We start from the raw sequence: 13053 nt of genomic DNA on the forward strand, positions 1-13053 counted from the left end.
GCTCCGAAGGGAGGCACCCGGCGTGTCCGCCACCACCGCATCGATCCCGCACGCTCGCTCCTCGGGCGCCGACTTCCGGCTGTTGCTGCCCGCCGTCTCGGCCTGGGTGGTCACGGCGGCGCTCCTGCGTTTGGACACGGGCTACGAGGCGGTCGCCCTCGGGGCGGCGGGCTGCGCCGTACTCGCGGCCCTCCTGCTGCTCGTCCGGCCGGGTCCCCTGCGTCGGCACGGAGCCGCAGTGACGCTGGCCGCCGTCCTGCTCACCGGAGCGGCCGCCGCGATCGCGACCCCACTGCACACCGCCGACCTGCACCGAGGGCCGCTGCCGGAACTCGCCCGCGCGGCCGAGCACACCGTGCCGCGCTCGCCGACCGCGCCGCCCCTGGCGGTGGAGGTGGAGCTGACCATCGCGGGTGATCCCAGACTCCACACCTCCCGCGCCGGCACCACCGGCGGACAGACGCTGCTCACCGTCGACGCCGTCGCCGACCGCGTCACGCTGCTCCCGGACGGGCCGACCACCCGGGTGCGAACACCGGTGACCGTCCTGGTCCGAGGAGCGGACGGCGAGCCCTGGCAGCGGCTGCTCCCGTCCGAGCGACTGGCCGTGGAAGCCGAGGTCCAACCGGCGGGGGAGGGCCACGACACCGAGTCGGCGGCGCTGCTGGTCGCCCAAGGCCCGCCCCGGCAGCTGGCACCGCCGAGCCTGCCGCAACGGATCGCCGGACGGCTGCGCGACGGCCTGCGCACAGCCACCGACGGGCTCCCGCCGGACGCACGCGGCCTGCTCCCGGGCCTGGTCGTCGGCGACACCTCGCGTCTGCCCGACGACCTCGAAGACGCCTTCCGGGCCACCGACCTGGTGCACCTGGTGGCGGTCAGCGGGGCCAATCTGGCCATCGTCCTCGGTGCGTTGCTGGGTGCACCCGGCCAGGCCGGCACCCCGGAACGGCGCGGGCTGGCCGCGGTGCTGGGCCTGTCCCTGCGCACCGGCGCCCTGCTCGGCACCGGGCTGACGCTGGCCTTCGTGACCGTCTGCCGGCCCGAGCCCAGCGTGCTCCGGGCGGCCGGGACGGGGCTGATCGGCATGCTCGCCCTGGCCACCGGCCGGCCCCGGCAGGCGGTGCCCGCGCTCGCCGGGGCCGTGCTGGTGCTGGTCCTGCTGGACCCGTTCCTGTCGCGGTCGTTCGGCTTCCTGCTCTCGGTGCTCGCCACGGCCGGGCTGCTCGTCCTCGGACCGCACTGGGCCGAGGCCCTGCGAGCCCGGCGCTGGCCGCACCACCTGGCGGGCGCCCTCGCGGCGACGGCGGCCGCGCAGGCGCTGTGCGCGCCGGTGACGGTGGTGCTGTCCGGGCACATCAGCCTGGTCGGCGTCCCCTGCAACCTGCTGGCGGAGCTGGCGGTGGCCCCGGCGACACTGCTCGGCTTCGGGGTGCTCGTCCTGCAGCCGCTCTTTCCGGCCCTGGCCCAGCTGCTCGCGGTGCCGGCGGGGCTGCCGGCGGGCTGGCTCGCCCTGGTCGCGCGACGAGGCGCCGAGCTGCCGGGTGGCCAACTCTCCTGGCCGGGAGGCTGGTTCGGGACGGTGACGGTCGCGGTGGCCGTCCTGGCGGCTTGCTGGGCGGCGCCGCTCCTGCTGCCGCGACGCGCCGAACCCGGCCTCCCAACCCCCGTCCGTCCCCGGCGTCGACGGCGAGGGGTGCGGGTGCTGGTGACGGGGGTGCTGCTCGCGGTCCTGCTGGCCGTCCTGCTGCGGCCGCCGCAACTCGCCCGGATCGCCACCGGTTGGCCACCACCGGGGTGGCGCCTGGCGATGTGCGACGTCGGCCAGGGGGACATGGTGGTCCTCGCGGCCGGTGCGCCGGACAGCGCGGTGGTGATCGACACCGGGCCGGATCCGAACGCCGCGGACAGGTGCCTGCGCGATCTCGGCATCACGACGGTGCCCCTCCTGCTGCTGACGCACTTCCACGCCGACCACGTCGAGGGCGTGCCGGGGGTGTTGCGGGGCCGGAAGGTCGGCGCGCTCGAGGGCACGACGTTGGACGAGCCGCCGGGTGAGGCGGCCCGCGTGGCCGGCTGGGCCGCCGGCGCCGGAGTCCCGCTGCTGCGGGCGGGGCGTGGTGAACGGCGGTCGATCGGAAAGGAGTTGGCCTGGGACGTGGTGTGGCCGGCACCCGGGGCGGGCGTCGAGGCGCCAGGCGCGAACAACGCGAGCGTCGCACTGATGGTGACACTGACAGGAGGACTACGCATGGCACTGCTCGGAGATCTCGAACCGCCGGCCCAGTCGGCCTTGTCGGGCCACCTGGGGCGGGTCGACGTCCTGAAGGTCGCCCACCACGGCTCAGGGCACCAGGACTGGGACCTGGCCGGCGCGCTGCGCCCGCGCCTGGCCCTCATCTCCTGTGGCGAGGGCAATGCGTACGGGCACCCGGCTCCGAAGACGGTCGACCGGCTTCGCGCCCTCGGCGCGACCGTCCTGCGGACCGACCGGGTGGGCGACATCGCCGTGACGGGCGACTCCCCGGCCACCCTCGGGGTGTCCGTCCACCCGCACCCCACGCGCGCCGCCCACAAGCCGCGCCCCCGCGGCGCGGCCGGCTCGGCGGCGCCCGCCCGGCCCGGGCAGGCACCAGGCACACCCCGGGGCCCGCCCGAGTGAGTCCCGCTCTCCTCCTCCCAACCACAGAGTGGGTGGGGAAAGGGGTTGGGGGTTGGGGTTGGGAGAGGAGAGCGGTAGTGGCGGGGCGAGGCCAGCAGAAACGTTTCGGCGCGCTCCGGGCCGAGCCCGGAGCGCGCCGAGGAGAACTGCTAGAGCCCCGGGGCATGGTGCCGGCGACTGGGGCCCCGGAAACGGCTGGGGCCCGGCAATGGGTGAGGCCGGAGAGGGTGATTGCGGCGCGCTCCGGGCGGGGCCCGGAGCGCGCCGAGAAGAGCCGAGAAGAGCCGAGAAGAGCCGAGGAGAGCCGAGGAGAGCCGAGGAGAGCTGCAACCCCCCGGGGCCCGGTGGCCGGCCGTAGGGGGCCCGGGGGCAGGTCAGACCTGAGGGGGTGTGATGGCGGGGGGGGGGGGGGGGGGGGGGGGGGCGCGCGCGCCGCCCCCCCCCCCCCCCCCCCCCCCCGCCCAGAAAGCCGGGAGCAAAACTTGCCCTCCAGATTCCGCACCAGAACCCCCACGGCCTCCCCGGAACGGACGGGCAGACAGGGAGAAGCAGGGGACAGCAGCGGGGCGATTCCCGGCCGGGCCCGTCAGGCCTCCTCGCGCCAGCCTTCGTGGTCGGCGGCGATGGCGTCGAGAGCGTGCAGCAGGGCGGCGGTCCACCCGGTGTCCGGGGCTTCGACGACGACGAGCCACTGGGCGTCCTCGGCGTCGTCCTCGCCGGCCAGCGCGTCGCGCACGATCTCCAGCTCGCCGATGTCGGGTTGGGTGGCGCCGAGCTCCTCGGCGGTTTCCTCGGCGGCGTCGCGATCGGGCAGGACGAGCAGCTGTCGGGCGTGCGGGTCGTCGACGGCCGGGAGGTCGGTGGCGGAGTTCTCGGTCACCCGCCCATTGTCCAGGCCGCCCGGCCCGGCCGATCAGGCGGGCGGGAGTGTCCGCGGCCCGTGGGATGCTGGTAGGCGATGGCCAGGAAGAGTGCACCCGACGACCTGCTCGCCCCGCTGACCCTCGCGGTCGGCCAGGAGGAGCTGCTGCTGGACCGCGCGGTCGCCCAGGTGGTGGCCGCGGCGAAGGCCGCGGACCCGGACACCGACGTACGGGACTTGCCGCCCGGCGGGCTGCAGCCCGGCAGCCTGGCCGAGCTGACCACGCCGTCGCTGTTCGCCGAGCGCAAGGTGATCGTCGTCCGGGCCGCGCAGGACCTCTCCGCCGAGTCGGTGAAGGAGGTCAAGGCGTACATCGAGGCGCCGGCCGACGAAGTGATCATGGTGCTGGTGCACGCCGGCGGCGCCAAGGGCAAGGGCCTGCTGGACGCCGGGCGCAAGGCGGGCGGCCGCGAGGTGGCCTGCGCCAAGCTGGCCAAGGCGAGCGAGCGACTGGCTTTCGTCAAGGGCGAGTTCCGCGCGCTGGGCCGCTCGGCGACCCCGGAGGCCTGCCAGGCGCTGCTGGACGCGCTCGGCAGCGACCTGCGCGAGCTGGCGGCCGCCTGCCACCAGCTGACCTCGGACGTCGAGGGTGCGATCGACGAGACGGTGGTGGCCCGCTACTACAGCGGACGGGCCGAGGCGACCGGCTTCGAGGTGGCCGATCTGGCGGTCACCGGCCGGGCCGCGGAGGCGCTGGAGCGGCTGCGCTGGGCCCTGGCCGTCGGCCAGCCGCCGACCGGGATCACCTACGCGCTGGCCTCCGGAGTGCGCAGCATCGGGCGGCTGGCGACCACCGGGCGGAACATGCGCCCGGCCGACCTGGCCCGCGAGCTGGGCATGCCGCCGTGGAAGGTGGACCGGGTCCGCCAGCAGATGCGCGGCTGGACGGGCGACGCGGTGGCCACCGCCCTGACGGCGATCGCCCAGGCCGACGCCGCCGTCAAGGGCGGTTCGGACGATCCGGCCTTCGCCCTGGAGCGCGCCGTGGTCGCCGTCGCCCGAGCCGCCCGGGCCGGCTCCCGCCCCGCCTACTGAGACGGCGAGGCCGAGGGAGCCGTCCGGCCGAGGAAGCCGACCGGGCAGAGGAAGCCGACCAGGCTGAGGAAGCCGACCGGGCAGAGGAAGCAGCCGACGAGCCGGGCCCGGCCGGGCGGGGGCTACTTCTGCATGGCCCGGACGGCGTCCTGGGCGTCGGACTGCAGGATGCTGCGCAGGTCGTCCTTGGACGGCGGCTTGCCCTTGCCCTCGGTGTAGCTGGCCGAGTAGTTGATGTAGTACGTCATCCCGCCGTCGCGGACGTCCAGTTCGGCGTAGACGCTGTGGTACTTGTCGGAGCCGTCGTCCTTGTACAGGTAGTACGCCTCCTCGCCGATCCCCGAGATGTCGGTGACCTGGTAGCCGCGGGCCCGGTAGAGCTCCTTGTTGGCCGTCAGTTCGGGGCCGGGGTTGACGGCCTTGTGGAGGTCGGCGCGCAGGTAGACGGAGGCGTACTCGCTGTCGCTGTTGCCGCCGGTCCGCTTGAGGCTCATCGAGCAGTTCATGCTGTCCAGGGCCGGGTGCCGGTCGGTGTGGTGGGTCGGCGTGGAGGTGTCCGAGACGGAGTACGTCTGCAGCAGCTTGGTGGGCTTCCCGGTGGTGCAGAAGTCGTCCGAGAGGTGGTAGTTGCCGAGGCTGCGCGGGGAGGAGTCGCTGCTGACCATGCCGGGGATGACCATCACGGCGGTGGCCCAGCCGGCCGAGGCGAGCACGGCGCCGACGAACGCCCAGACGGCGTTGCGCCGCAGGTTCCCCCCGGAGCGCGGCGCACCGCCCCCCGGTACGGTCGGCATTCCCGGAGCGGTGGGCATCCCGGGCGGCCCGGGTATCGCCGGCGAGGCGGGCAGCCCGGGCGGCGGCCCGAAACCGGCCGCGCCCGGCGCGCCCGGCGCGCCCGGCGCGCCCGGCACACCAGGCCCGCCAGGCGCGCCCGCGACGGGCTGCGCCCCGGCCGGAGGCTGTGCCCCCGCGCCCGGCGGTTGCTGCGGGAATCCGTACCCCGGCCCGTTGGGTGCCGGCGGTGGCGGTGGCGTCGTCATGAGGTTCCCCCCTGGGCCTGGCGTCGGGGCGCTCCCCCGCACCTCGATCGCATCGGACCGACGATAGCGGCCGGACCGTGGAACGCGACAGGCGCCGCAGCGGCCTCTGGGGAAGAGGCCGACTGCGGCGCCTGCCGTACTGCTTGTTGCACCGCACCCGCGTGGCGAACGCAGGCCGCGTACGGTGCGAGTCTCGCGCGCCCCAGGGTCCGGGTAGAGGGCCGGATCGTCCCGAGGCGGTGGGGCCGGGGCCCCGGGGGCGTCAGGCCTGGGCGGCGGTGTTGACGCGCTTGGTGATGGCCGACTTCTTGTTGGCGGCCTGGTTGGCGTGGATGACGCCCTTGCTCACGGCCTTGTCCAGCGCCTTGGAGGCGGCGCGGGCCAGCACGACGGCCTTCTCGGTCTCGCCGGCGGCAGCGGCCTCACGGGCCTTGCGCAGAGCGGTCTTCAGCGAGGACTTGACGGCCTTGTTGCGCAGGCGCGCCTTCTCGTTGGTCTTGTTGCGCTTGATCTGGGACTTGATGTTCGCCACGAAGGAGCCTCAGTCTTGTCTAAAAGGATTGAACGGGCTGCGCCTGACGGCCTTCGGTCCAGCTGAGAGGGCATGCCGAGGCCAGGTGCAGCTGACCACGCTACCAGGGGCCCGCCGCGCGCCCCAAACCGGCCGCCCCCGCGCAGAGCCCGGCGCCCGCTACGCGCGGAGCAGGGGCTCGCCGTAGTGCTCGACCTCCGGGAACGGGCGGTAGAAGTGGTGGAGCAGGTCGCGCCAGCGCTGGTACTCGGGGGAGGTGCGGAAGCCCTCGGTGTGGTCGGCGAGGGTGTCCCAGCCGACCTGGAGGAGGAAGCGCGAGGCGCGGCCCTCGTCGAGGCAGCGCCGCAGTTCCAGGGAGCGGAAGCCGGGTCGGCCGGAGATCAGCGGGCGGGCTTCGGCGAAGGCGGCGAGGAACTCCTCCTCCCGGCCGGGCAGGACGTCGAGCAGGGCGCTTTCGAGGATCACGGGAGGCCATCCTTCCGCCCGGCGGCGGCCGGGGGAAGGGCCGGGCGGTGCCCGAACGGCAGCACGGGCGGCGGTCGTGGGAAGATGGGAGGAACTATTTCGATCGGACGAGACTGTCCGGTCCCCGGGAAACCGGTCAGCGATGATCCGGACACCCCCGGCCCCGGACCAACGGAGAATCGGACCAAGGTGCCCGCGACCCCCAGCAATGTGCCAGAGCCCAGCCGTACCGACCCGGCGCTGATCCGCAACTTCTGCATCATCGCCCACATCGACCACGGCAAGTCGACGCTCGCAGACCGGATGCTGCAGATCACCGGCGTCGTCGACCCCCGGCAGATGCGCGCCCAGTACCTCGACCGCATGGACATCGAGCGTGAGCGCGGCATCACCATCAAGTCGCAGGCGGTCCGCCTCCCGTGGGCGCCGAAGACCGGGCCGGACGCCGGGACGACGCACATCCTCAACATGATCGACACCCCGGGCCACGTGGACTTCACGTACGAGGTGTCCCGCTCCCTCGCCGCGTGCGAGGGCACCATCCTGGTGGTCGACGCGGCCCAGGGCATCGAGGCGCAGACCCTCGCCAACCTGTACCTGGCGCTGGAGAACGACCTCACGATCGTCCCGGTCCTCAACAAGATCGACCTGCCGGCCGCCCAGCCGGAGAAGTACGCCGAGGAGATCGCCCACATCATCGGCTGCGACCCGGGCGACGTGCTCAAGGTCAGCGCCAAGACGGGCCTGGGCGTCGAGGACCTGCTGGACCACATCGTCAACACCGTGCCGGCCCCGGTCGGCGTCGCGGACGCCCCGGCCCGCGCGATGATCTTCGACTCGGTGTACGACGCCTACCGCGGCGTGGTCACCTACGTCCGTGTCGTGGACGGCCAGCTGACCAAGCGCGAGCGGATCGCGATGATGTCCACCGGCGCCACCCACGAGCTGCTGGAGATCGGCGTCATCTCGCCCGAGCCGAAGGTCGCGGACGGCCTGGGCGTCGGCGAGGTGGGCTACATCATCACCGGCGTGAAGGACGTCCGGCAGTCCAAGGTCGGTGACACCATCACCTCGCAGCACAAGGGTGCGACCGAGGCGCTGGGCGGCTACAAGGACCCGCGTCCGATGGTGTTCTCCGGCCTCTACCCGCTGGACGGCTCGGACTACCCGCTGCTGCGCGACGCGCTCGACAAGCTGCGGCTGAACGACGCGGCGCTGGTGTACGAGCCGGAGACCTCGGTCGCGCTCGGCTTCGGCTACCGCTGCGGCTTCCTCGGCCTGCTGCACCTGGAGATCATCCGGGAGCGCCTGGAGCGCGAGTTCAACCTCGACCTGATCTCCACCGCCCCGAACGTGATCTACCGGGTGATCATGGAGGACGGCACCGAGCACACCGTCACCAACCCGAGCGAGTTCCCCACCGGCAAGATCGCCGAGGTGTACGAGCCGGTCGTGCGCGGCACCATCCTGGCGCCGAACGAGTTCGTCGGCGCGATCATGGAGCTCTGCCAGTCCCGCCGCGGCAACCTCCAGGGCATGGACTACCTGTCCGAGGACCGCGTCGAGCTGCGCTACACCCTGCCGCTCGCGGAGATCGTCTTCGACTTCTTCGACCAGCTGAAGTCCAAGACCCGCGGCTACGCCTCGCTCGACTACGAGCCCATCGGCGAGCAGACCGCCAACCTGGTCAAGGTCGACATCCTGCTGCACGGCGACGCGGTGGACGCCTTCTCCGCGATCGTCCACAAGGACAAGGCCTACGGCTACGGCGTGATGATGGCCGGCAAGCTGCAGAAGCTGATCCCCCGCCAGCAGTTCGAGGTGCCGATCCAGGCCGCCATCGGCTCCCGGGTCATCGCCCGCGAGACGGTCCGCGCGATCCGCAAGGACGTCCTCGCCAAGTGCTACGGCGGTGACATCTCCCGCAAGCGGAAGCTGCTGGAGAAGCAGAAGGAAGGCAAGAAGCGGATGAAGATGGTCGGCCGCGTGGAGGTCCCGCAGGAGGCCTTCATCGCCGCGCTGTCCACCGACGCCGAGGCGCCGAAGGAGAAGAAGTAGCGGGGAAGCGGTACCAGGGGCGTACCGAAGGGCCCGGGCATCCCGCCCGGGCCCTTCGGCGTCCTCGGCGCGTGCCGGGAGCGCCTCCTCGGCACGCGCCTCTCGGCGTCCTCGGACGGTGCCGTGGAGGCTACTTCAGCGCGCTGAGGACGACCGAGACGATCCCGGCCTTGGCCAGCCGGCCCGCGGTGCCGGTGAACACGGTGGGCTTCATCGAGTCGTCCGGGTGGACCAGCTGGAGCAGTCCGTCCCGCCGGCCGAGGCTCAGGCACTGCACGACGTACCGGAACGAGAACGGCGCGGCGGTGCGTCCGTCCAGCAGCTTGCCGACGTACTGGCCCTGCGGCAGGGCGGTGGCGCAGCCCATCCGCAGGGTGCCGACGCCGGGGACGGTGACGGCGGCGGCGTCGCCGACCACGTGGACGTCCGGGTGCGAGACCGACCGCAGGTGGTCGTCGACCAGGGCGCGGCCGCGTTCGTCCACGGCGAGTCCGGCCTCGGCGGCCAGCGGGTGGGGTTCCATCGAGGCGGCCCAGACGGTGAGGTCGGCGTGGATCGGGCCGGCGGCGGTGCGCGGGCCGTCCGGGGTGACCTCGGTGACGGTGGCGTTCTCGTGGACCTCGACGCCGAGCCGGTCGAGGACGCGCCGGATGTGGGCGCGGCCCTTGGCGGAGTAGATGCCGCCGACCTGGCCGGCGGCGACGATCCGCACCCGCCAGCCGGGGTGGGCCTCGGCGAGTTCGGTGGCGAGTTCGATGCCGGTGGCGCCGCCGCCGACGACGGCCAGGGTGCCGGGGCGGGGGGCTTCGGCGATCAGGCGCCGCACCTCGGCGGCGCGCTCCACGGGGTGGGCGTGCTCGACGGCGCCGGGGACGCCGTGCCAGGCGGTGCGGCTGCCGAGGGCGTAGACCAGGGTGTCGTAGTCGAGGGTGGTGCCGTCGTCCAGGACGACCTTGTGTCCGGCCAGGTCGAGTTCGACGGCCCGGGCCCTTTGGTGGCGGATCCGGCGGCCGCGGACCAGGTCGCCGATGGCGGGCCAGTCGCGGCCGCGGCCGGCCGCCGTCTCGTGCTGGCGGATGCGGTGCAGGATCCGCTCCTCGGGGGCGACCAGGGTGACGTCGTGGTGCCGTCCGGCGCCCTTGGCCGCGGTGAGTCCGGCGTAGCCGGCGCCCAGGACGACGATCCGCTTCGGGCTGCTGCTGGTGCTGCTCATCTCGTCCGCCTCCGTTCGGTGCGCCCTCGGGGAGCGCTCTTCGGGAGGGGGACGACGCGGCCGTTCGGGATGTGACCGTGACCCGCGTCACATCCGCCGGAGGGGTGTCAGGGGGCGGTGACGGGGCTGATGCGGCCGAGCTTCTCGGGGTTGACCACCACGTACGCCTCGGTGATCCGGCCGTCGGCCACGGTGAAGGCGAGCACGCCGCCGACGGTGCCGGTGGGCAGGTCGTACCAGACCAGCCCGGGTTCGCCGTTGACCAGGGCGGGGCCGGTGGCGATGTCGGGGGTGAACCACTTGGCGATCAGGCCGGTGACCGTACGGGCCACCCGGTCGGCGCCGTGGATCGGGCGGACGGCGGCCCGGACGATGCCGCCGCCGTCGGAGTGCCAGACCACGTCCGGGTCCAGGACCTCCATCAGGGCGAGGATGTCGCCGCGGGTGGTGGCGGCGGCGAAGGCCTCGACGGCCTGGCGGTGCTCGGCCCGGTCGGTGCCGCCGCCGGGGCGGCGGCCGTCCTTGACCCGGCGGCGGGCCCGGGAGGCGAGCTGGCGGGCGGCGTCGGGGGAGCGGTCCAGCGAGCTGCCGATCTCCTCGAAGCCGACCGCGAAGACGTCGTGCAGCACGAAGGCGGCCCGTTCGGCGGGGGAGAGCTGTTCGAGGACGGCGAGCAGGGCGAGGGAGACGGATTCGCCGCGCTCGGCGAGTTCGGCGGGGGTGTCCGGGACGTCCGCGTAGGTGACGGCGGGTTCGGGCAGCCACTCGCCGTAGTAGGCCTCGCGGCGGGCCCGGGCGGAGCCGAGCTGGTCGTAGCAGAGCCGGGTGACGACGGTGGTCAGGAAGGCGCGCGGGTCGGTGACGGCGGAGCGGTCGGCGGCCTGCCAGCGCAGCCAGGCGTCCTGCAGGACGTCCTCGGCGTCGGTGAAGGAGCCGAGCAGCCGGTAGGCGACCGAACCCAGGTAGCGGCGGTTGGCCTCGAAGGCGTCCGGGGCGGGCGGGGCCTGGTCGTCGGTCACGGGCCCAAGGTAGCGCCCGCTGACGCCGATGGCGACGACCGGGGGCGGGGCGGCACCGGACGCACGAGGGGGAGCGGGCGCGCGAGCGGGGCCCGGACGCACGAGCGTGCTCCGGACGGACAGCCGGGCCCCGGACGCACGAGCGGCCCCCGACGCGCGGGGGCCGGGGCGGAAGGCTCCGCCCCGGCCCGTCGGGTGACTCGCGCGTCAGTCCACCTCGGCCACGGCCTCCGCGAACTGCGCCTGGTAGAGCCGGGCGTAGGCGCCGCCGGCGGCGATCAGCTCGTCGTGCGAGCCCTGCTCGACGATCGAGCCGTTCTCCATCACCAGGATCACGTCGGCGTCCCGGATGGTGGAGAGCCGGTGGGCGATCACGAAGCTGGTGCGGCCGGTGCGCAGCCGGGCCATGGCCCGCTGGATGAGCACCTCGGTGCGGGTGTCGACGGAGCTGGTCGCCTCGTCGAGGACGAGGATGGACGGCTGGGCGAGGAAGGCCCGGGCGATGGTGATCAGTTGCTTCTCGCCGGTGCTGACGCCGGTGCCCTCGTCGTCGATGACGGTGTCGTAGCCGTCCGGGAGGGTGCGGACGAAGCGGTCGACGTGGGCGGCCTTGGCGGCTTCGACGACCTGTTCGCGGGTGGCGCCCTGGGCGCCGTAGGCGATGTTGTCGGCGATGCTGCCGCCGAACAGCCAGGTGTCCTGGAGGACCATGCCGATGCCGGAGCGCAGGTCCTCGCGGGACATCGCGGAGATGTCGACCCCGTCGAGGGTGATCCGGCCGGAGCTGACCTCGTAGAACCGCATCAGCAGGTTGACCAGGGTGGTCTTGCCGGCGCCGGTGGGGCCGACGATGGCGACGGTGTGGCCGGGTTCGACCTTGAGGGAGAGGTCCTCGATGAGCGGCTTGTCGGGGTCGTAGCGGAAGGAGACGTCCTGGAAGGCGACCCGGCCGTGCACGGTGTCCGGCTTCTCGGGCATGGCGGGTTCGGGGCTCTGTTCGGGGGCGTCGAGGAGTTCGAAGACGCGCTCGGCGGAGGCGACGCCGGACTGCACCAGGTTGGCCATGCTGGCGACCTGGGTGAGCGGCTGGCTGAACTGCCGGGAGTACTGGATGAACGCCTGGACGTCGCCGATGGACAGCGCGCCGCCGGCGACCCGCAGGCCGCCGACGACGGCGACCAGCACGTACTGCAGGTTGCCGATCAGCATCATCGCGGGCTGGATGATCCCGGAGATGAACTGGGCCTGGTAACTGGCCTGGTAGAGAGCCTCGTTGTGCTCGCGGAAGGTGGCGGCGGCCTCGCGCTGGCGGCCGAAGGCCTTGACCAGGGTGTGGCCGGTGTACATCTCCTCGATGTGGGCGTTGAGCTGGCCGGTGGACTTCCACTGCTGGACGAACTGCGGCTGGGCCCGCTTGCCGACCCTGGTGGCGACGACCACCGAGAGCGGGACGGAGACGAGGGCGATCACGGCGAGCAGCGGGGAGATCCAGAACATCATCGCGAGCACGCCGACCACGGTGAGCAGCGAGTTGACGACCTGTCCCATGGTCTGCTGCATGGACTGGCCGATGTTGTCGATGTCGTTGGTGACCCGGCTGAGCACCTCGCCGCGGGGCTGCTTGTCGAAGTAGCTGAGCGGGAGGCGGGCGAGCTTGGCCTCGACGTCCTGGCGCAGCCGGTAGCTGGCGCGCTGGATGGCCGTGGTGGCGAGCCGGCCCTGGAAGATGCCGAAGACGGCGGAGGCGACGTAGATGCCGAGGACCCAGAGCAGGACGGAGCCGATGGCGTCGAAGTCCATGCCCTGGCCGGGGGTGAAGTCGACGGCGGCGAGCAGGTCGGCGATGCCGTTGTCGCCGTGGGCGCGCAGGCCGTCGATGACCTGGGCCTTGCTGGTGCCGGGGGCGAAGCGGGCGCCGACGACGCCGGCGAAGATCAGGTCGGTGGCGTCGCCGAGGATCTTGGGGCCGATGACGGCGCAGCCGATGCCGAGGACGCCGAGGAGCAGGACGCCGAGGAGGAGGGCGCGTTCGGGGCGCAGCAGGCCGAGGACGCGTTTGCCGGAGCCCTTGAAGTCCATGGACTTCTCGGCGCCCTGGCCGCCCATG

10 protein-coding genes are annotated in these 13053 nt (G+C 73.4%); 3 read left to right on the forward strand and 7 right to left on the reverse strand.

Translation table 11 applies throughout. The features are described from left to right. Positions 1–22: 22 nt before the first annotated feature. On the forward strand, positions 23–2662 hold the full coding sequence (locus ACIRD3_RS14940) for a ComEC/Rec2 family competence protein (protein ID WP_402215771.1): 2640 nt from the start codon (positions 23–25) through the stop codon (positions 2660–2662). A gap of 586 nt (positions 2663–3248) precedes the next feature. On the opposite strand, the gene ACIRD3_RS14945 is transcribed toward ACIRD3_RS14940, so the two are convergent. After that, a complete protein-coding gene (locus ACIRD3_RS14945; protein ID WP_402216343.1) occupies positions 3249–3485 on the reverse strand; it encodes a hypothetical protein in 237 nt (78 codons plus the stop codon). Between the two features lie 135 nt (positions 3486–3620). On the opposite strand from ACIRD3_RS14945, the gene holA reads away from it, so the two are divergent. Next, positions 3621–4619: a DNA polymerase III subunit delta gene (holA, locus tag ACIRD3_RS14950; RefSeq protein WP_402215774.1), complete on the forward strand. Its 999-nt coding sequence runs from the start codon at positions 3621–3623 to the stop codon at positions 4617–4619. 122 nt (positions 4620–4741) lie between these two features. Here the strand turns inward: holA and ACIRD3_RS14955 are convergent, their stop codons facing one another. From ACIRD3_RS14955 to ACIRD3_RS14965, 3 genes are all read right to left on the reverse strand, one after another. Further along, positions 4742–5413 carry a hypothetical protein gene (locus ACIRD3_RS14955; protein ID WP_402215777.1) on the reverse strand — a complete coding sequence of 224 codons (672 nt, stop codon included), beginning with the start codon at positions 5411–5413 and terminating at the stop codon, positions 4742–4744. A gap of 508 nt (positions 5414–5921) precedes the next feature. Continuing rightward, positions 5922–6191: a 30S ribosomal protein S20 gene (rpsT, locus tag ACIRD3_RS14960; protein ID WP_329931122.1), complete on the reverse strand. Its 270-nt coding sequence runs from the start codon at positions 6189–6191 to the stop codon at positions 5922–5924. A gap of 159 nt (positions 6192–6350) precedes the next feature. Then, positions 6351–6656, reverse strand: a complete 306-nt coding sequence (locus ACIRD3_RS14965; RefSeq protein WP_402215779.1) for an antibiotic biosynthesis monooxygenase family protein — start codon at positions 6654–6656, stop codon at positions 6351–6353. 189 nt (positions 6657–6845) lie between these two features. On the opposite strand from ACIRD3_RS14965, the gene lepA reads away from it, so the two are divergent. Then, complete coding sequence (lepA, locus tag ACIRD3_RS14970; protein WP_402215782.1) at positions 6846–8714, forward strand: translation elongation factor 4; 1869 nt, start codon at positions 6846–6848, stop codon at positions 8712–8714. 130 nt (positions 8715–8844) lie between these two features. On the opposite strand, the gene ACIRD3_RS14975 is transcribed toward lepA, so the two are convergent. The 3 genes from ACIRD3_RS14975 to ACIRD3_RS14985 form a co-directional block, all read right to left on the reverse strand. Further along, the gene (locus ACIRD3_RS14975) at positions 8845–9927 is read right to left on the reverse strand and encodes an NAD(P)/FAD-dependent oxidoreductase (protein WP_402215784.1); all 1083 of its coding nucleotides are present in this window, start codon (positions 9925–9927) and stop codon (positions 8845–8847) included. A 107-nt stretch (positions 9928–10034) separates the two neighbouring features. After that, on the reverse strand, positions 10035–10946 hold the full coding sequence (gene sigJ, locus ACIRD3_RS14980; protein ID WP_402215786.1) for an RNA polymerase sigma factor SigJ: 912 nt from the start codon (positions 10944–10946) through the stop codon (positions 10035–10037). A 207-nt stretch (positions 10947–11153) separates the two neighbouring features. After that, entirely contained in the window at positions 11154–13052 is a 1899-nt protein-coding gene (locus ACIRD3_RS14985; protein ID WP_402216346.1) for an ABC transporter ATP-binding protein, read from the reverse strand. Position 13053: the final 1 nt, after the last annotated feature.

It is taken from the genome of Kitasatospora sp. NPDC093550 (genome assembly GCF_044764985.1).
In the GTDB taxonomy this organism is placed as follows: Bacteria; Actinomycetota; Actinomycetes; order Streptomycetales; family Streptomycetaceae; genus Kitasatospora.